This is a genomic window from Vibrio sp. H11 (assembly GCF_004804295.1).
Lineage (GTDB): Bacteria > Pseudomonadota > Gammaproteobacteria > Enterobacterales > Vibrionaceae > Vibrio > Vibrio ostreae.
Genome location: NZ_SSHN01000011.1, coordinates 139,227 through 159,113, shown reverse-complemented (window position 1 = coordinate 159,113; position 19,887 = coordinate 139,227). Strand labels below are relative to the sequence as shown.

The 19,887-nt window shown below is 46.0% G+C and carries 18 protein-coding genes; 13 read left to right on the top strand and 5 right to left on the bottom strand.

The features are described from left to right. Positions 1 to 409 precede the first annotated feature (409 nt). From E6C74_RS16465 to E6C74_RS16435, 7 genes are all read left to right on the top strand, one after another. Positions 410 to 2,866: a P-loop NTPase fold protein gene (locus E6C74_RS16465; RefSeq protein WP_136487135.1), complete on the top strand. Its 2,457-nt coding sequence runs from the start codon at positions 410 to 412 to the stop codon at positions 2,864 to 2,866. 752 nt (positions 2,867 to 3,618) lie between these two features. Beyond that, positions 3,619 to 4,380: an ABC transporter ATP-binding protein gene (locus E6C74_RS16460; RefSeq protein WP_136487145.1), complete on the top strand. Its 762-nt coding sequence runs from the start codon at positions 3,619 to 3,621 to the stop codon at positions 4,378 to 4,380. Positions 4,381 to 4,409: 29 nt separating this feature from the next. After that, complete coding sequence (locus E6C74_RS16455) at positions 4,410 to 5,360, top strand: ABC transporter substrate-binding protein (RefSeq protein ID WP_136487134.1); 951 nt, start codon at positions 4,410 to 4,412, stop codon at positions 5,358 to 5,360. 16 nt (positions 5,361 to 5,376) lie between these two features. After that, complete coding sequence (locus tag E6C74_RS16450; RefSeq protein ID WP_136487144.1) at positions 5,377 to 6,375, top strand: iron ABC transporter permease; 999 nt, start codon at positions 5,377 to 5,379, stop codon at positions 6,373 to 6,375. Between the two features lie 4 nt (positions 6,376 to 6,379). Continuing rightward, positions 6,380 to 6,817 (top strand): hypothetical protein, encoded by a 438-nt coding sequence (locus E6C74_RS16445; protein WP_136487133.1) that lies wholly within the window; start codon positions 6,380 to 6,382, stop codon positions 6,815 to 6,817. Between the two features lie 39 nt (positions 6,818 to 6,856). Beyond that, positions 6,857 to 7,048 carry a DUF1289 domain-containing protein gene (locus E6C74_RS16440; RefSeq protein ID WP_136487132.1) on the top strand — a complete coding sequence of 64 codons (192 nt, stop codon included), beginning with the start codon at positions 6,857 to 6,859 and terminating at the stop codon, positions 7,046 to 7,048. 189 nt (positions 7,049 to 7,237) lie between these two features. Next, the gene (locus E6C74_RS16435) at positions 7,238 to 7,447 is read left to right on the top strand and encodes an ATP-binding protein (RefSeq protein WP_136487131.1); all 210 of its coding nucleotides are present in this window, start codon (positions 7,238 to 7,240) and stop codon (positions 7,445 to 7,447) included. A gap of 123 nt (positions 7,448 to 7,570) precedes the next feature. Here E6C74_RS16435 and ampC read toward each other — a convergent pair whose 3' ends face one another. Beyond that, positions 7,571 to 8,767 carry a class C beta-lactamase gene (gene ampC / locus E6C74_RS16430; protein WP_168797048.1) on the bottom strand — a complete coding sequence of 399 codons (1,197 nt, stop codon included), beginning with the start codon at positions 8,765 to 8,767 and terminating at the stop codon, positions 7,571 to 7,573. Positions 8,768 to 8,893: 126 nt separating this feature from the next. Between ampC and E6C74_RS16425 the strand changes: the two genes are divergently transcribed. Further along, on the top strand, positions 8,894 to 9,763 hold the full coding sequence (locus E6C74_RS16425) for a LysR family transcriptional regulator (RefSeq protein ID WP_136487130.1): 870 nt from the start codon (positions 8,894 to 8,896) through the stop codon (positions 9,761 to 9,763). 19 nt (positions 9,764 to 9,782) lie between these two features. Here the strand turns inward: E6C74_RS16425 and E6C74_RS21070 are convergent, their stop codons facing one another. From E6C74_RS21070 to E6C74_RS16410, 3 genes are all read right to left on the bottom strand, one after another. Next, positions 9,783 to 9,998, bottom strand: coding sequence for a hypothetical protein (locus E6C74_RS21070; protein WP_206208430.1), 216 nt, complete (start codon positions 9,996 to 9,998; stop codon positions 9,783 to 9,785). A 306-nt stretch (positions 9,999 to 10,304) separates the two neighbouring features. Continuing rightward, the gene (locus E6C74_RS16415; RefSeq protein ID WP_136487129.1) at positions 10,305 to 10,520 is read right to left on the bottom strand and encodes a DUF3820 family protein; all 216 of its coding nucleotides are present in this window, start codon (positions 10,518 to 10,520) and stop codon (positions 10,305 to 10,307) included. Positions 10,521 to 10,694: 174 nt separating this feature from the next. Continuing rightward, positions 10,695 to 11,876 carry a lytic polysaccharide monooxygenase gene (locus E6C74_RS16410; RefSeq protein WP_136487128.1) on the bottom strand — a complete coding sequence of 394 codons (1,182 nt, stop codon included), beginning with the start codon at positions 11,874 to 11,876 and terminating at the stop codon, positions 10,695 to 10,697. 416 nt (positions 11,877 to 12,292) lie between these two features. Here E6C74_RS16410 and E6C74_RS16405 point away from each other — a divergent pair, with 416 nt between their 5' ends. The 3 genes from E6C74_RS16405 (at position 12,293) to glpQ (ending at position 15,571) form a co-directional block, all read left to right on the top strand. Next, positions 12,293 to 12,637, top strand: coding sequence for a DUF3316 domain-containing protein (locus tag E6C74_RS16405; protein ID WP_136487127.1), 345 nt, complete (start codon positions 12,293 to 12,295; stop codon positions 12,635 to 12,637). A 352-nt stretch (positions 12,638 to 12,989) separates the two neighbouring features. Beyond that, positions 12,990 to 14,360 carry a glycerol-3-phosphate transporter gene (glpT, locus tag E6C74_RS16400; RefSeq protein WP_136487126.1) on the top strand — a complete coding sequence of 457 codons (1,371 nt, stop codon included), beginning with the start codon at positions 12,990 to 12,992 and terminating at the stop codon, positions 14,358 to 14,360. 149 nt (positions 14,361 to 14,509) lie between these two features. Next, positions 14,510 to 15,571, top strand: coding sequence for a glycerophosphodiester phosphodiesterase (gene glpQ / locus E6C74_RS16395; RefSeq protein WP_136487125.1), 1,062 nt, complete (start codon positions 14,510 to 14,512; stop codon positions 15,569 to 15,571). Positions 15,572 to 15,683: 112 nt separating this feature from the next. On the opposite strand, the gene xapA is transcribed toward glpQ, so the two are convergent. Continuing rightward, positions 15,684 to 16,517 carry a xanthosine phosphorylase gene (gene xapA / locus E6C74_RS16390; protein ID WP_136487124.1) on the bottom strand — a complete coding sequence of 278 codons (834 nt, stop codon included), beginning with the start codon at positions 16,515 to 16,517 and terminating at the stop codon, positions 15,684 to 15,686. Between the two features lie 108 nt (positions 16,518 to 16,625). On the opposite strand from xapA, the gene E6C74_RS16385 reads away from it, so the two are divergent. Both E6C74_RS16385 and E6C74_RS16380 read left to right on the top strand, forming a co-directional pair. Then, positions 16,626 to 17,531, top strand: coding sequence for a LysR substrate-binding domain-containing protein (locus tag E6C74_RS16385; RefSeq protein ID WP_240798209.1), 906 nt, complete (start codon positions 16,626 to 16,628; stop codon positions 17,529 to 17,531). 209 nt (positions 17,532 to 17,740) lie between these two features. After that, positions 17,741 to 19,852 carry a TonB-dependent receptor gene (locus E6C74_RS16380; protein WP_136487123.1) on the top strand — a complete coding sequence of 704 codons (2,112 nt, stop codon included), beginning with the start codon at positions 17,741 to 17,743 and terminating at the stop codon, positions 19,850 to 19,852. The last annotated feature ends 35 nt before the right edge of the window (positions 19,853 to 19,887 follow it).

Sequence of the window (19,887 nt, the reverse complement as noted above, 5' to 3'; positions counted from 1 at the left end):
AGCTTTATTTGATTACTTTAAAAGGTACGCTAATGAGTCCCGTCAATTTCCCTCGGTAGTTATTGTAATGACAAAGTCGCTTGGTAATTAAGGTACGACAGAATCGCTTGGTGATCACATCTTTCGTTTCATCACTGTAACTCGTTTGTGCCCCTTTATGCGTTAGATCTTTTACTCATTCAAATACTGTTCATGCACCTTTGCCCTATTAAAAGTTATCCATTTTTCTAATGCTGCTCGCTGTGTGACCCCCCTTGATTAGGCGTTTAAAACATGTACGATTCTAGTCTGCGCTGGTGATGCACCTCTGAATTTTCGAGATTGCTCAAAAATCCAGCTAACCCCTATGGGCTTAGAGGTATATGATGTTTTACTTATGTAAGTAAAACAATGGCTAGCAGGTAATACTATGTTATCACTACACGATGCAAAGAGACGATTGGGCGAACTCATAGCCAACGAATCAGAATCAAATATGAACGAAGCCCAGACAAGATTCCATATCATTGATACGGTTTTGAAAGAATGTCTTGATTGGGAAGATTTCATAGAAGTTGAGCATCATAAATCCAGTAACGGTTTCACTGATTATGAACTTGGCCACCCACGTCGGGTCATTGTTGAAGCAAAAAGAGAAGGTATCGGATTTGAAATACCCGCTGGCATTTCATCAAACTCCACTCTTCCTATTCAAACCCTGTATCAAGCAAGCCCGAATTTAAAATCTGCGATGGAACAAGCTGCAAACTATTGTGCTAGACGCGGCGTTCCTATCGCCGTGGTTACGAATGGCCATCAGTATGTCGCATTTTTAGGCACTCGCATCGATGGTATAAATGTAGATGAAGGAAGCGCATTGATATTCACTTCTCTATTGCACATGTATGACAATTTCAATGAAGCGTGGAACTGCCTGTCCAGACATGGCGTAGATGACAAGCGCCTTATACGAAAACTTACCATTGGTGACACGTCTCTACCATCAAAGTTATCTACGAAACTTATAGACTATCCTAAAATAAGATATCCAAGTGATATACAGATAAATTTACGACAACTATCAGAGCTATTTATCCAAGATGTTGTAGACAATCCCGAATTGGAAAAGGACTTCTATAAAAAATGCTATTGTGAAAGTGGCGTACTTAATCGATATTCCTTACTTAGTAAAAATATATTAGAAGCTCGCTATTCATCAATCTTTTCTAACACCGAGCAACAACCGTCTACAACGCCTGTATCGTCGAAGAAAGGTAGTAATTTTACGCCTGAAATTCTAGCGGAGGCATTATCAAGACGTCCTATAGTCTTAATAGGAGATGTAGGTGTTGGTAAAACATCATTTATTAAAAACCTATACCATAATAGCGCCTATAATGAATTTAAAAGAGCCATTTATGTGTATATAGATTTGGGTTCCAACGCAACACTTGATACGGACATTAACAACTTGGTTCTCGATCAAATAAATAAACAACTTTTAGATGAGTACGGAATAAATATTTACAACATTGACTTCATTAAAGATATATATAAATCAAACATAGCCATATTCGACGAAGGTATTTGGGGGAAATATAAGGACTCAAATGTTGATAAGTATAATGACAAGTTGGACGAAAAACTTGATGAATTGCAAAGTAACAAGAGAAACCACATAAAAGAATCAATAGAAAGAATAGCCAAGAAACACAACAAGCAAGTAATTATTTGTATCGATAATGCCGATCAGCGTGAATTTGATATTCAACAGCAGGCTTTTATTATCGCTCAAGAACTTGCAAAAGAATGGAAAGCCACAGTTTTCCTGTCTGTAAGACCTCAAACTTTTTACAAATCTAAACGTGCGGGAGCTTTAAACGCTTACCCTCATAAGATTTTTACGATACTCCCACCTAAAGTAGAAGATGTTGTATCCAAACGCTTAAGGTATGCATCTCGGTTAGCCAGAGGCCAAGAAGTTAATGTTGATTATGGTAACGTGAGATCTGAGAACTTGGCAGTATTCTTAGATGTTTTAGTAAATTCCTTACATAGCAACAAAGATATAAATGAATTTCTGACCAACGTTACTGGTGGTAATATACGCTCTGTAATCGAATTTGTTACAAGTTTTATTGGTTCACCGAATGTAGAAGCGGCAAAAATTATTGATTTACAAGAAAGTGAAGGTAGCTATCGTATACCCCTTCATGAATTCACTAAGCAGGCTCTTCTTGGTGATTACTCGCATTTTAGTCCAGAGACATCTTTATCAATGAATGTACTAGACGTTTCGGTTCCAGACCAAAATGAACATTTTCTAGTACCTTTGATAATTTCATATTTGAACCATAATGGGTCACACCTTAATAAAGATGGATTTTGTCAGACAACGAACTTAATAAATGAGATGCAAGACAACGGTTATTCTGTAGATCAAATAGAAAACGCCCTTAGGCGAGCAACCAATAAAAAATTAATCGAGACATCATTGAGAGTGACCTTCGAAGAAGATGAAGGAAATATTTTGTTTGGTGACATGCCACAAAGTTTCCGCGTAACAACAATCGGTGTATATCACATTAGTCGATGGTTAGGTGAATTCGCATACTTGGACGCAATGGTCTTTGATACTCCTATATTTTATAAGGAAACTCGCGAAAGAGTTGCATATAATGTAGAATCCTTAGCAATAGATAGTCGATACAAGCGAGCTTTGGAGTTTAAACGTTATTTGATTCAAGTATGGAACTCAATGTCTATAAGCCCTATCTATTTTGACTTCAATGAAATTTGTACATCTGCAAATGAAAGCTTCAATAAAGTAAAACTTTTTATACAACAAAATTATCCCAGAAAGGGAAAGCATATTAGAGCAAGTTGAATGGTATAAAAGGGCTCAACGAGCCCTTTTATTTATGGTTTTAATTTAGAAATCAATTTGGAATATTTCAATACTTCACATTTTATCTTATTTTCTAAATCTGCCCCAATTTCCAAGAACGCTATGCCTGTAATTATTTCCTGCGGACTAATAAATTTACCATTAGGCACTTGAAGCTTCCCATTCGATACTCTGAAGACTTCCCACATAGGCAGATATGATAACTCTTTCCCATTAAACATTCACATGAGACGTTTGCATTCAGGAGGTATTGGTTTGCCCCTATCCTACTCAGTGACTGTTCTCACACTTTTAAAACAAAGTTCTGCTGTCTGCTCGCGTGCCAATCCGCACTCAAATTCACGAAAAATGTAATTCTTGGTCATCTAGTGATACTTCACTGTCAATACTCCGAAAAGGAGTATTATTGCGATATGTCATATGCCACCAAGGATTATACATAATGACGCAAGTGCGCACTGCTAGAAGGCGTATCAACTTGCTATGTTTACCTTATACAAAATAATTCATTAATTGCTAATTTAGAAATACCACTAAACGATTTTTGTCCAAAAATAAGCCAGAAAGTATTTTGGACTGTTGTGATAAGCTCTGGTCTCGCCAATATCCTCATAAAAATCTACCTTTTAAATTCATACATCCATCGACTAATGGCAAATGAATTGTTATGTTATAACAATTCATTTGGTAATTAATATCATTTACTTTTTAAGGGAAATGGATTTGTGGCGATGTTAGAAGTCAAGCAACTAGGCACTCGAAGCCCGCAAGGCTGGAAAGCGTTGATTGATGCAACGTTTGAGGTCGCAGATGGTACATGTCTTGCGGTTATCGGAACCAACGGCAGTGGTAAATCGAGCCTGTTAAAATCGATTACAGGCGAATATGGCATAGTGCAAGGTGAGTTACTGATTAGTGGTTGTCAACTCAGAGAGTTATCCCCTCAGCAAAAAGCCAAATTGATTGCCGTCGTCGCTCAAAATGATTATGTCGATCCGCGTTTAACGGTACGTGAATACGTGAGTCTTGGGCGAGTGCCACATGCTTTCTGTTGTAGTCAAGGCGCTCACTTGGCTGCGGTTGATAACGCATTAAATGATGTAAAACTGCTCGAAAAAAGCAATCGAAAAATGGGCTCACTCTCTGGTGGTGAACAGCAACGAGCGAATATTGCTCGAGCTTTTGCCCAGCAGCCTCAACTTTTACTGCTTGATGAGCCAACCAATCATTTAGATCCTTTAGCGCGTCTAGAATTGCTCGCTCTAATAAAACGCAAAGGCGTAGCCTGTATCGCAGTATTACATGACTTACAACTGGTTGCGCCTTTCGCCGATAAAGTGGTTCTCATGGACAATCAGCGTGCGGTGAAATGCGGCTCGCCGGAAGAAATACTAAGCAACCAATATATCACGCCAATATTTGGGTTAAATGTGCTGACTTTTCAACACCCACATCTCAACAACGCAGTTCATCATTTTGAAGCTGCATCTTAATCACTCAAATTTTTAACAGGAATGACTTCATGAAATGGAAAGTTGTATTTTCACTTTTATTGCCTATCGCCGCCGCGCAAGCAACGACAACCCAATATCCGGTGACAGTAGACAGTTGTGGAATTCCATTAACGATTGAGAAGCACCCAACTCATGCGGTGTTTCACGATATCAACATGGCTGAAATGGCGTTTGCTTTGGGTCTACAAGATGATATGGCTGGTGTTACAGGCATTACCGGTTGGTACAAGATGTCACCGGAGTTTAAACATCGGTTGGGGGGGATCCCAGAGCTGGCACCTAAATATCCATCGCTTGAAACCTTGATGGCAGCGCAGGTCGATTTCTTCTTCGCGGGTTGGAATTATGGCATGAAAGTGGGCGGTGAGGTGACACCTGAAACATTAGCGCCTTATGGGATTGATACATTGGTTCTGAGTGAAAGCTGCGTCCACACGCGATCCGAGCAGAAAAAGAGTGCCAGCATGGACTTACTCTATACAGACATTCTGAAACTCGGCGTGATTTTCGACCGTCAAGATAAGGCTAATTCACTTGTCAACGGTTGGAAACAACGTATTGCGGCTTTACCAAAACCTACATCTAACGCCAAAGCTCCTAAGGTATTCTTATACGATTCTGGTCAAGATAAGCCGTTTACCGCAGGCCAGTATGCGATGCCAGACGCTATGATTCGAGTGGCTGGTGGTGTCAATGTTACGCATGATATGCAAACTAGCTGGGCGACTACTTCGTGGGAAACGGTTGCGAAGGAAAACCCAGATGTCATCATCTTACTTGATTACCAAAATGCCAACGGCGCGAGTGAACTGCAGCGTTATCTCGAACAACATCCGCTGATGAAATACACCAAGGCTGTTAAGAACAAACGCTATATTAAGCTTCGATATGAACAACTAACGCCTGGACCTGCAAATATAGATGCTGTTGAGAAGATGGCTCGTGCTTTTGCTCAGTAATGCGGTTATTTAAGTGATGAGAATGAGCAGCTATTCATGGATGTGGGTATTAGGGATCACCCTACTATTCTCGATATTTCTATTTAGCTTAATGTGTGGTTCGATGACTTTTTCTGTTCAGCAGGTTTGGGATGGAATGGCAGCCATCGGTTCACAAGAGATGTCGATGACTAGCAGAATTTTGTTGGATCTGCGCGTACCGAGAGCACTGCTTGCGATTATTGCTGGAACTGGGCTTGCAATTGTTGGAGCCTTACTACAAACCGCCACGCGCAACGATTTGGCTGATCCATTTCTATTTGGTTTATCTTCAGGAGCCTCGGCTGGCGCGGTGTTAGTGATCACTCGCTTGGGGGACTTGCTCGGTATTTGGTCACTACCCATTGCTGCATTTAGTGGTGGTCTTGTCTCTGCTGCAGCGGTGATTATGCTGTTCTCGATGCAAAAAAAGCGCGGGAACGACAACTTAGTGTTATGTGGGCTCGCCATCTCATTTTTGTTTGGTGCGATGACGAGCTTTCTTATCTACTCGGGCGACCAGCGCGCTGCCAGCTCCATACTCTTCTGGACTATGGGAGGATTAGGACTGGCGCGATGGGATAATTTGCTTTTTGCTTTGTTAGGCGTTGCCGTTGTTGTCTTGCTGTCGATTAAACGATATCGCGCCCTCGATACACTATTGGTTGGTGATCAGACAATTCACTCGCTGGGGATGAATGTTCACCGCCTACGCAGTGAAATATTTATCTGTTGCGCGTTTTGTACTGCGGCAATCGTCGCTATAACCGGCGTGGTGGGATTCATTGGTTTAATGGTTCCACATTTGATAAGACCGTTTTCAGGAATGACTCACAAGCGTGCACTACCTCTCGTTGCATTATGGGGCGCAGTGATGATGAGCCTGGGTGACGTACTCAGTCGCACATTACTTGCGCCGCAAGAACTACCTGTTGGGATTATTACTGCAGCGGTTGGTGGTGTGTTTGTTTTGTATTTAGTTTGGAAGAAAAGTTAGTGCGATGAAAGATGTAAAAGGTGTGTTCCGTAACCTAGAAAAAATGCTACGACAGTCGAGTTGGTTTGGTGACGACTGGGAAATTTATAATCGAGGTAACTACTTACAGCTCTATAAGCAGAATTGGTTTAATCACAACCAAGGCGGCGTTCATTTTGAAACATTTATTGAGTCCCCTCAGATTAAGAGCAAGTCTTTCCCAGTGTGTGTGCATGCCGAAGAAGACTGCCCTCAGCAAGCTGAATTTATTCGTCAGTTGTTGAGTTTGGAAGCCGAGCGAATCAATGGTTGGAAAGGGTATAAAATGTTGGATAGCAGTTATGGTGTATGTCAGCGTACTTTGCCGCTTAATTTTAAAAACTTAGAACAGCGTTTATACGAGGAACTCAATCGTCTACGTACACTTGAATCAAGCATCGACAAGCTTCTGCTTGAAATGTGAATAGGTGTTTTATTTAGCCAATAACGTTGTGAGAATGCAATGAAAAAGCAAAAAAGCCCATGTATTGATGTGTGCGATTTTTCAGGTCCGAAAGGATGGTGTACTGGGTGTGGTAGAACTCGAGAAGAATGCCAGAAATGGAAGACAATGAAGCCTTATGCGCTGAATAATATGCATAAAGCACTTCGGAAAAGGATGTCACAAATAAATTTGATGGCGAGTAAAAAATAACGTCTTCGTTTTATAGTGTAGTGGTTTACAGAGGCCACCGACCTCCATCAGGTCATGTATACTGTAGCCAGTTGGTATGAAGATATGTCTGACGAAAAACAGATCGAATTGCGCGTTACCACCGACGAAACACTGGTATACAGTCTGATACGGACAAACTGACTAAAGTGCTGGATAACCTGGTTGATAATGCCATTAAGTACACACAACCTGGCGGTCAGGTTACGCTTAGCGGCCCAACGTACCGACGATAACCTGACAAAGATTCAGGTCACGGACACCGGAATCGGTATCGTTCCCCAATATCAAGATCTGATCTTCGAGCGTCTGTATCGTGTGGATGCAAGCCGCAGTAATATTGAGGGTTTAGCCTCGGGCTTTCTCTCGCCAGAGCGATGACCGAGAATTTAGGTGGTCAGTTGAAGTTGGCATAGCAGATTAATCAGGGGGCCGTGTTCACCATCCTATTGGTTCAATAAACAAACACCCATGCTCGCCAATCGCGGACATGAGTGTTAAACGTTATCTACCCTGGTTGCGCTTACTTCTGTCTAGTCCTACCTGCAGAATACGGAATGCCGCTTTCACTCGTTCCTGATTTGGGTAGTTTTTATTGGCAAGAATCACGATACCCGCTTCTTTGCTTGGAATGTAAACCACGTAAGCACCAAATCCACCAGTCGAGCCTGTTTTATTGACCCATACCTCGTTCGTCGGTGGTGTCGGCGGCGTGTTGAGCTGGATGGTTTGAGGCTTAATGATCACATCCGTCGAATTGCCTTCCAAAAGAGCATTAAGTTTGCTGGGATACGGGTACATCTCCCACGCCAAACCTTGCGTAAAAGTACTGGACTGATAGAAGCCAGCACGGTTATTGACCAGTGCCTGCTGTATATCAGGTACGACCACTGTCAACCCCAGATTGGCTTTGATGTACTGTACCATGTCCGAACTGGTGGACTTGACCCCATACGCCTCTGCATCCAGTACGCCCGGATTCACTCTCACGGCGTCGCCGTTCGAGTTATAGCCAAACGCATACTCTTTCATTTTATTATCCGGCACATTGATGTAGGTATTGGGCATACTCAGTGCTGGAAACACGTTTTTTTCCATAACGGACGCGTAGTCCTCTTTTAGGCTTAACGCGGCGATATAGCCAAACAGACCAATACTGGGGTTCGAATAGAGCCTTTTAGTGTTACTTGGATACGCTTCGCCCCAATTTCGATAGTACTGAACCATATCCTGATTGTTTTTCACCGTATCTGGAAACTGCAACGGCAACCCGCCTGCGATGTACGTTCCTAACTCTTGCAAGGTTCGCGTACCTATGGTGCTGCCTTTCAGTTCTGGCATGTGTTGCTCCGCCGTATCCATTAACGACAGTTGCCCCTTCACCTGCGCGTAGCTCGCTAGCGTGGCTGCGAATGTTTTGCTGACCGAACCCAACTCAAAAATCGTCGCTTCAGAAACAGGCTGGTTTTGCGCTTTGTCAGCCACACCGTAATTGTAAAAATACGCTTTTCCCTCAACGACAACACCAAACGCCATACCCGGAATATGGTAGTTCTGCATCAATGCTTGAGCCTGTTTGTCGACCTCGTTTTTTAGTTTTTCTCCCACGCCAGCCGCGTTAACGGCAGGCGCAAACAACATAGCTAGAGATACTGCATTGATGGTTAGTCTTCTCACACACATTGAAGTGAATCTCTCCATTTATAACTATTACTTATTGGTTTTTAATATGTATCACTCTAAAAACACGCCAATCGTAAGGATAGACGTATCAGAGAACAATGTGTTAAAACTGAACTCAGCCATAAGTTTAACTAAGATCTAATCATGAACATCACACATCTGCCGTTGAATGCCCTGAGGGCATTTCTTATCTCTGCTAAGCATTTGAACTTCACCAAAGCCGCTATCGAGCTCTGTGTCACGCAGGCGGCGATCAGTCAGCAAGTTAAGATGTTGGAGCAGCAACTGGGGGTAGCGCTGTTTTATCGTCTTCCGCGGGGATTAGCGCTGACCGATGAAGGAATGATGTTATTGCCGGTGGTTAAAAATGCGTTTGACAGTATGACCGATACGCTAGAGATGCTTGAACAAGGAATTCACCGAGAAGTGGTCAGTGTTGGTGCTGTGGGTACCTTCGCTCTGAACTGGTTGCTCCCAAGAATCAAAGACTTCAATGAACGTTTTCCCTATATCGATGTCAGAATCTCGACCAACAACAACGTGGCGGATCCCGTGTCCGAAGGGCTGGACTTCTTTATTCGTTATGGCAAAGGCAGATGGCATGCGACCGAAGCAGAGCATTTGTTTCCTGCCCCTTTAACCGTGCTTTGCAACAAAACGATCGGCCATCACTTAGAGAAACCGCAGGACATTCTGGGCTACACCTTGCTGCGTTCATATAATCCTGAGGAGTGGGCGTTGTGGTTTCAACAAGCTCATATACCGCTACCTAAGTCCAGACTCAACAGCATCACCTTTGATTCATCTATTTCGATGATTGAAGCCACAATTCAGGGATTCGGAATTGCATTAGCGCCTCCCGTTATGTTTGAAAAGACACTCATGGAAGAGAAGCTCATCCAACCCTTCGATATCTTTCTCGACAGCGGATCGTACTGGCTAACAAAACTCCAAAGTCAAACTGAGACCAAAGCGCAAACTCTATTTAAGCAGTGGATCCTGGAGTATTGCTGATAGTGAACGGGTATTAATCCTAAAACGTCCAGCTGTCAGCGCCATCTAAGTTGCGGACATCGATGTCCGCCACCTCTCTGGGATCAAACATACGATAGTTCACCGCCAGACAACCACTATCCCACGCTTCAGTTGCGGTGTAGTGCGTGACACAACCGCATTGATTACAATGCTTAAAGCTTATGTATTTGTCACCATATTCGTAACTTCCCAGACCAAACTGACCGACATCCACCTGAACCTCATTGCAAGTTAGGTACCCCCACAATACGCCATAGCGATGTCAGAGTGAACAGTTGCAACTGGTTGTGGTCTCAGTTAAACGTAGAATGGTCAACGTGTAGTGGTTTAGCAAAACTGGCCACTACTTTGTAGTTATTTGGCATGTTTGAAATACAATAAGTTATCTGAAAGTTTGGCTGATTCCGTCCCATCGTAACTCGGAAATGTCCAAAGGTGTGCTGACGAGACATGTAACAAGATAACGTTCTGCCATGCCTAAGGTAAAATCTATTAGCTGACTTAGTATCACCCTGAGGAGTTACATCCGTTTCAAAGGTTTAACCACACTGTCTAACCCCTCAATTTTGAGAGCTAAACACAGCTTGAGCAAATCGCCTAGTTCACCGCTCGGCCAGCCTTTTTTATCGAACCACAGCAGGTACTCTTCCGGTAGATCGATGAGTGCACGGCCAGCGTATTTGCCAAATGGCATTTGCATTCGTGCCAGTTTAATCAGATTTTCTTTTTCCAGCATAAGTCACGTGCCTTGCTTTAATATCAACGCATAATCACTGCGCGAGATCGACCAAACCTGAAGTCTACCTTGCTTTCACTAGTAAGGATACTCTCACCAAACGGTCATCCCATAGATATACGTCAGAAGCGATAAAGGGGGCTAATGCCCCCTAAGATCAATCGCCTGATGTGATTAGCGCCACACGCCCCACTGGCCTGTGGTGCCCGGCTGCTCACCCTGAGTCCACCACTGCGCGGTCCACTCGCGACCATCGTGAATCACGACATCACCTGCGGTATACACGGTAGTGCTATCCCAGGCATTGTCGGCCTGATCGGCGGGTACGCTGCCTTCTTTAATCAGAGACAACTGATAGCTGTATGAGGCATTAGGTGCAAACACCTGGTTGGCATAGATGTTACTGGTATCAAACATGTAGTGCTCCATCTCTTCAGACCAGATACCAATAAACCAGTTATTACCTTGTAGCTGATTAAACTGCCCGGCCAGCTCAGCGGCCCAGGTTGAACTGTTGTTCGCCTTAATCGCCAAACGGATATCTGCCTGCTCGTTACCATTTACATCAAAGGTACGCAGCCTGACGGTATCTCCGGACTCCACCGGTCCAAAACCCTGCGGTACAAAATAGCCAAGTGCCGTCATATCTGCGGCCGGCGTCGATACATCCGGCTGATCCGGAGAGGTTGAACTGCCCTGTGTACTAAAAGTGATATCGCTGCAGTTGTAAAAGCCTTCCCCTGCCGGGTCTTGGCGCTGCCAACGGGTATAAAGAATCGCATCGCCGCTGCGGTCAGTCGGGAAAGTGACATTGAGATGGTATTTGCCATCAGCAGAGACAGTCGTATTACCTGCGGTATCGATTAACTGCAGATCGTCCCAGGTTAACGACGCAGAGGAGTTGTAGTCCGGCTTGGTCAGATAGAACTCCCAGAACGATGGGTTATGCGCAGCTGTAGCATGAAAAACCAGCTCAATCTGATTGTTTGCATCCAAAGTAACAGCCGTTTTTTGCCAATGGGGAGAAGGAACATCCAGGCCGGACTTAGCACTATCACCTGCCGCACACAGTGAACCATCCGTGACAAGTTGTTTAACCGCATTGATGTCCTGATAGTTAACTACGTTGGCGGATAGCTCATTACGTTGTACAAACGGATAAGTGCCCGATTGGTCAAACGCTGCCTGACAGGCGGCATTAGGAATCGTATTGTTCCAAAACCCCCCATCCTCATAACAGGTATTTTGGCGGGCACTTGGAAACTCAACCCAACCGTGAGCATTTACCTGAAATGAAAATGCAGAACCATACAGCAGTGCTGCGCAGGTTACGAGGCGAAAATTTCGATTTTTCATGATCATACCTTAACTATGGGAAAACCGGGAAAATTCAGGATTTCATACATCATCCCGTAAAAGAAGCGAGGTTTTCTCATAAAAAATCATATTCCAAAAGCAATATACCGTACGATATTCTTATAATGTTGTGTGCTTTCCAAATTCCTACGTCATTATTGATTGAATAATTGGTATCTTATTGGGTTAGATTCCATCTTCAGCGCAACCAAACATCAGCATACACTCATGGCTGATTTAATATTTGGTCAAAAAAATTACACTGTCAGCAAATCCAGCACGACCAGAGATATGTAAAATTTGTTCACAAAATGCTATCGCGCTCCTGACTGAGCCTGACATGCTATTAACATGCACATCTACATGCATAGCTAATATGCAACTGTGCATGTCGCACAAAGATGAGGAGAAAAGTTATGAAGAAAGCACTTGTGATCTTAACAACTATGTCCCTGAGCGCTGGCGCTTTCGCAGCAGTGAATACGGCAGAAAAAGAAACCACCATCGCTACTGATGCATATCAGTCACAGCAGCAGGCGTATGATGCAGGTTTTAAGCTGGTTGACCAACTCAATCAGTTACCGGCCGAAAAACTGGCTCAGGAGCTGAATATCTTTGACGCCCAAATTGCGACAGAAAGTTTAAAAGTGACTGATGCAGAAGTAAAAGTCGAGCCGTTTGCACCGAAAGAAGGTCAGATCCAATATCGTGCACTGGTTGATGTCGACTACCAATACACAATGCGTGGAGGCCAGAGCTAATTTAACCACGCTCAGCTGATATTCTAACCGAGGGTAAAGTGCAACTTTGCCCTCGGTTTTTTTATCGGTGCGCAAATCAACGAGCGGCCGGCCAACATGTCTAACATTCGCGGAATAGCGATCAGTAGGTTCGGAAACGAACATGGTGCCTGAGTCACCGAGAAATGAAGAGAAAAGTTGGAATCTATTCAACAACTTTATAACTATTTAATTTGTTTTTATGTTCAAATAAATTCATATCAAACCTCTGTCACAGAAATGTAACAATATTCGAACAACAATCCGACCTCTTTCGAACGAAACTTTTTTGGCGTTCGAGCTTTATCTTTACCATCGCATGAACGAGGTCACAATGTTTGGATTATTCAAACCCGATGCTCATATTGAGCGGCTGCCTGACAGCAAAATCAACAGCACATATACACGCTTACGTTGGCAACTTTTTATTGGTATTTTCGTCGGCTACGCCGGATATTACCTGGTACGTAAAAACTTCAGCCTGGCGATGCCTTATCTGATTGAACAGGGCTTTAGCCGTGGTGACCTGGGCGTTGCTCTCGCCGCGGTATCGATAGCTTATGGCCTGTCTAAATTCCTGATGGGCAGTGTCTCTGACCGCTCCAACCCACGTTACTTTCTCAGCGCTGGCCTGCTCTGCTCAGCACTGGTTATGTTCTGCTTTGGTTTCATGCCCTGGGCTACCGGCAGTATCTCTGCAATGTTTATTCTGCTGTTTCTCAATGGTTGGTTTCAGGGTATGGGCTGGCCAGCCTGCGGACGCACCATGGTGCACTGGTGGTCACGTAAAGAACGCGGAGAAACCGTATCCGTCTGGAATGTCGCCCATAACGTCGGTGGCGGCTTAATTGGCCCTATTTTTCTGCTCGGCCTTTGGTTATTCAATGACGACTGGCGCACTGCTTTTTATGTTCCCGCTTTCTTTGCCACTCTGGTCGCCGTGTTCATCTGGCTGACGCTGCGTGATACGCCGCAGTCTTGCGGCCTGCCTCCGATTGAAGAATACAAAAATGATTATCCGGATGATTATGACACCTCTCACGAAAAGGAAATGAGCGCCAAAGAAATCTTCTTTAAGTACGTATTTGCCAATAAGTTGCTGTGGTCAATCGCAATTGCCAATGCCTTCGTCTACCTGATTCGTTACGGTGTACTGGACTGGGCGCCGGTATACCTTAAAGAAGCGAAAGATTTCTCTGTCGATAAGTCTTCGTGGGCCTATTTCTTATATGAGTGGGCTGGTATTCCCGGCACCCTGTTGTGCGGTTGGATTTCCGATAAGGTATTCAAAGGACGTCGTGCACCCGCGGGGATTCTGTTTATGGTGCTGGTTCTTGCAGCTGTGCTGGTTTACTGGTTTAACCCGGCCGGTCACCCTGGTGTCGATATGGCGGCCCTGATTGCCATCGGCTTCTTGATCTATGGCCCTGTCATGCTGATCGGTTTATACGCTCTGGAACTGGCACCGAAAAAGGCAGCCGGCACCGCAGCGGGACTTACGGGTTTGTTTGGGTATCTGGGCGGAGCCGTAGCGGCCAACGCCATTCTTGGTTACACCGTCGATCATTTCGGTTGGGATGGCGGATTTACCATTCTGGTCGGTTCATGTATCGCTGCAATCGTCTGTCTTATTTATGCGTTTGTCGGCGAACGTGCGCACCATAAACAAAAACAGGCGCAGCAGACCACCAACGCTACGGTTTAGTTTCTGAATACCAATTCAGCTGTGACACTCTGCTCATCCTCAGCAGTGTGTCATCATCTTTCAACCGACTTATGTTGGAGTTTCTCCTGACCGGGTCGGTTATTCAACAACCGGCCCCCTGAGGTTTATTGGCTTATAGGAAGTTATTTATGTTTAAAACCATCAGTTTGTCTCTGCTTGCCCTGGCTTGCAGCAGCGCTGCGTTTGCCAACCCGCTGGTCATTGCCCACCGTGGTGCGTCCGGATACCTGCCGGAACACACCTTACCAGCCAAAGCAATGGCCTATGCGATGAAGCCGGATTACATTGAACAAGACGTGGTCATGACCAAAGATGATCAACTTGTCGTACTGCACGACCACTATCTTGACCGGGTCACCGACGTTGCTGAGCGCTTCCCGGACCGGGCGCGCAACGATGGCCGTTATTACGCTATCGACTTTACTCTGGCGGAAATCAAAACGCTGCGGGTTACCGAAGGATTCAAGCTGGATGAGCAAGGGAATAAAGTCGCCGGATTCCCGCAGCGCTTTCCGATGTGGCAGTCGGATTTTCGTGTACCGACACTGGCTGAAGAGATTGAGCTGATCCAGGGTCTCAATAAGAGCCTGGGCTACAACATCGGAATTTACCCTGAAATCAAAGCGCCCTGGTTTCATCGCCATGAGGGGAAAGATATTTCTAAAGCAGTGTTAACGACGCTTAAGCAATACGGCTATGACAATAAGGACGACAAAATCTATCTACAATGCTTCGATGCCAACGAGCTGAAACGCATCAATGATGAATTACTGCCGCAAATGAACATGGATCTCAACCTGGTTCAGCTCATGGCCTATACCGACTGGAACGAAACCATGGTGTATCAGAACGGGCAAGCTAAGCCGTACGACTATGACTGGATGTTTGCCGCAGACGGTATGGAGAAAGTCGCGCAGTATGCAGATGGCATCGGCCCCTGGAAACCTATGCTGGTTGATGAGAAATCAACCCGTGATCATCTGATGATCAAACCACTGATGAATCACGCTAAACAAGCAGGCCTGGTGGTGCACCCTTACACTTTTCGTGCTGATCCGGGACGTATCGCGCCTTATGCGACCGACTTTAATGACATGCTTGATGTGTTTATCAATCAGGTCAAAGTGGATGGTGTGTTCACCGATTTCCCAGATCAAGCGGTCTCGTTTTTACAACACAACACCATGTAGCTGTGCTTGTACCATCCTATTCCCAGACAAGACACCATATAGAGAAAAGGGACGCACGTAGAGAAAAGGGACGCACGCGCGTCCCTTGTTAATCGCCTAACCGGCGATAAACTCAGGCCACTGCAAAATGGTTGCGGATAAAGGATTTGATCAAGTGGATAAAATCTTTCTCCGCCAGTTTGGCGCAGCGCAGCGTCTGTTCGTGCGACAGTTCGACATCACCCAGGCCCTCTGCCATGTTAGTAATCGCACACACTGCCAGAACCGGCAGGCCGCAGTGGGCGGCTGAAATCACTTCCGGCACCACAGACATGCCGACCACATCACCGCCGATGATTTGCATCATGCGGATCTCCGCAGCAGTCTCAAAATTGGGTCCGGTATAAGAGACAAACACACCTTCATTGAGGTGGATGTTCTGATCCTGGGCCACTTTCAGAGCTTCATCACGCAGCGTCTTATCGTAGGCATTCGCCAGGCTGAAGAAACGCGGGCCGTACGCGTCATCATTCGGACCGGTCATTGGTGATTCCGGCATGGTGTTAATATGATCGTTAAACACCACCAGCGAACCTACATCAATCCGTTCCGGACGCAGTGAACCCGCCGCGTTAGTCACCAGCATAAATTCACAGCCAAGGCGTTTAAACGTGCGGACCGGATTGGTCATCACTTTCATGCTTTGATGTTCGTAATAATGGCCACGCCCTTTCATGCACACTACTTCAATACCAAACAGAGTCCCCATCACCAGTTCACCGGAGTGGCCCTCGACCGTACTGACCGGAAAGCCGGCCAGCTGCTCGTAAGGAATCACCACTTTATCTTCCAGCTCATCGGCAATGACGCCCAGGCCAGAGCCGAGAATAAACGCGGCTTGTGGTTTAAAGTCTGCTTTGTGTGCGTAAATGGTTTCCAGTGCTTGGTTTACCGGATCACAGGACATGATCATCACCTCATTGTGTTGTTTGGTTCACTTTACCCCAATAACCGTACTGACAAAATCTCAAAATTTGGCACAATTATGCTCTTTTCCAGCACAATCAGGCACCTTATGACCGAGCTCGATCCCCGTATTACCTTGAAAATGTTGCGTTACTTCTACCAGGTCGCGCAGTGCCAGCAGTTCAGTCAGGCAGCGCAACAACTTAATATCACCAAATCCCCGCTCAGCGCGCAGATCAAAGAGCTGGAAAACATACTGAACGTGACTTTGTTTGAGCGCGATACGCGCAACGTGAGGCTGACCCGTGCCGGCCAGCAGATGCAACTGGAGTGCGAACGCATCTTCGATATCCTGGACAGCTCTCTTAACCGGGTTATGCAGTACGGTCGCCAGGAAAAGCAGACCGTCAACATCGGCCTGATGAGTTCGATTTTCTGGGCGGGTTTTGGCGATGCCCTGCACCGACTGCAACAGGCTTATCCGCAGGTCACGTTAAATCTGCTGGAACTGCCGCCGGAAAAACAAAAACAGGCCCTGCAGCAACACCGGCTCGATATCGGCCTGGTGCGTTACGCCGACAGTATTAACACCGCGCCACTGACAACCCACACCTTGTACAACGAGCAGATGGTGGTCGCCATCCCGGCCGGCCACTCGCTGGCTAACCAACCTAATCTCTCCCTCAGGCAGCTGCATCATCAGCAGTTCGTTATGCTCAAACAGGAAAACTCGGCCGCGACCCAATGGATTCGTCAGCACTGCCTGAATGCCGGGTTTGACCTGAAGATTCTGCAGCAGGTGGTCGAGCCCAATACCCTGCTGGCGGTCATTTCGACCCGTGGCCTGCTCTCAATTGTTCCCGCCAGCTATGCCAGCCTCAGCTGGCCACATGTGCGGTTTGTACCGCTGCAGGAGCCGATTTGTGCTGACATCTGCGCACTTTCTGCGGCAAAGCCGCATCCGCTGACCGAACATATTCTGGCCGAGCTTAGCCGTGCACTACAATCTGAATAGCAGGCCAGCACACTCCAGACTGCGCATGACATAACGGTTTCGCCTCAAAAAAATCGTTTAAAGATGCCTTTCTTCTGCCCCTCAGCGTGTCAATCATTGAAGCGCATCATTCTAACGGTCAGATAACATAAAAATCTTTTATGGTTTATTGATGAAATTAATTATCGTTTGCATTAGTATTTGCATCTAAATTTACAAGGAGAGTCCCCATGGCACACTCACTGTCATCGAAAAACCTATTATTACTTGCCCCTTTTGTCTGCAGTCTGCATGTCTTACCCGTTCTTGCCTCAGAGAGCGAAGAAGCCGATATGGTCGTGATCGCCTCCAGCCGGACTGATTCGATCAAATCTAAAAGCCCACAAGTCGTGACCGTGATTTCACGTGAGCAGATCGAGCAGCAGCTGACCATCACTACCGACAGTTCTCAGGTTCTGTCCAATTTGCTGCCGGGATACTCTCCTAATACCCAAAAACTGAATAACAGCAGCCAGACCTTTCGCGGGCGCTCAGTGCTGTATATGATCGATGGTGTCCCACAGTCGAACCCGTTACGTGAGGGCAGCCGCTCGGCACATACCATTGATCTGTCAATGGTCGAACGGATTGAAGTGATTCACGGTGCCAGTGCGATTCATGGCTTGGGCGCCACCGGCGGCATCATTAACTTTATTACCAAATCCAACAGCAGCGCCCAACCACTCAAACAACATGTCAGTATTCAGGCCACTTCGGCAACGGAGAATATCAGCAGCGATACCACGTCGTATAAACTGAATTATCAGGCTCAGGGTGCCACGGAGCAGTTTGATTACCTTATCGGCCTGAGCGGCGAAACCCAGGGAGTTTATCTGGACGGCAACGGCGATTATGTCGGTGCAGCCACGGTACGCGGCGATATCATGGACTCACAAAGCTACGATGCCTTTGCCAAGTTCGGCTACTGGATCGATGATGAACGGGATATCCAGTTCTCTTTCAACCGCTATCAACTGAAAGGCCAGAAGAACTTCATGGGCGTCAGCGGAGACCGGGACAATGGAGTAGCAACCTCGTCGGTGAAAGCCACTCCGGTTGGTAAAGCCCCTTATAATCAGGTCAATACCGTCAATCTGGTCTACACTGACCGTGATTTAGCCGGCATGAAACTCAATGTGCAGACCTTTTATCAGGACTTCACTGGTCGTTACGGTGCCACCACTTCATCCAGCTTTCAGGATCCGAGCACAGCTGAAACCATTTACGATCAGTCGCAAAACGAGTCCGAAAAAATCGGCGCCAAACTGCTGCTTTCGAAAGGCGGCCTGCTGGACGATACCCTCAAAGTGACCACAGGCCTCGACTTGCTCAGAGACACCACCAGCCAGAAACTGATCCTGACCAATCGCAGCTACGTTCCGGAAACCACCTATAAAAACTATGCGCCGTTTGTACAATTGGAACTGAGCCCGATTGAACGCCTGACCATCCAGGCCGGAGCGCGCTATGAAAAGGCAGAACTGGATGTCGCTGATTACACAACCGTCGCGGCTCGTAACGGAGTCAGTGTGAACGGCGGCACCCCGAAATTCAGCGATACGGTTTACAATGCCGGTGCCGTATTCGACCTGACACCTGATGTCAGTGTATTTGCCAACTATTCACAAGGATTCGGGATGCCGGATGTCGGCCGGGTGCTGCGCGGCGTCAACACACCCGATCAAAACGTCGATGACTTGATTGATCTGTCACCAATCGTCACTGACAACTACGAAGGTGGCTTGCGTGTCAATAAAGAATCGTTTGATTTTGAAATCAGCTACTACGAGTCCAATTCTGATCTGGGCAGCCGAATCGAAGAAAATAATGGTTTGTACACAGTCAAACGCGAGAAGAAGGAGATTCATGGCCTGGAAACATCCCTCGCGGTCAGGATCAACCCTAAGCACACTGTTAATGCCGGATACTCCTATATTCAGGGGAAATCTGATACCGATGGTGACGGTTCGGTTGACACCAAACTGACCGGGGCAGATATTCCGCCCAACAGACTGCGCGTCGCCTGGACCGCGCACTGGAACGACACCGTATCGTCAATGCTGCAGGCCAACCACGCTTTTGACCGCAGTTTCGATGATGACGAACTGGAATTTGAAGGCTATACCCTGGTTGATGCTTCACTCGGCTATGCCCTGCCAGTCGGTAAAGTCACCATGTCGGTCGCGAACCTGTTTGATGAAGACTACTTTACCTATTACTCGCAAAGTGCCTATAAAAATGATGACTTCTATTTCAAAGGTCGCGGCAGAACCGTCACTCTGGCTTATGCCCTGAACTTTTAAGCAACGAGAGCATGGCCAAGGCCATGCTCTTTTTT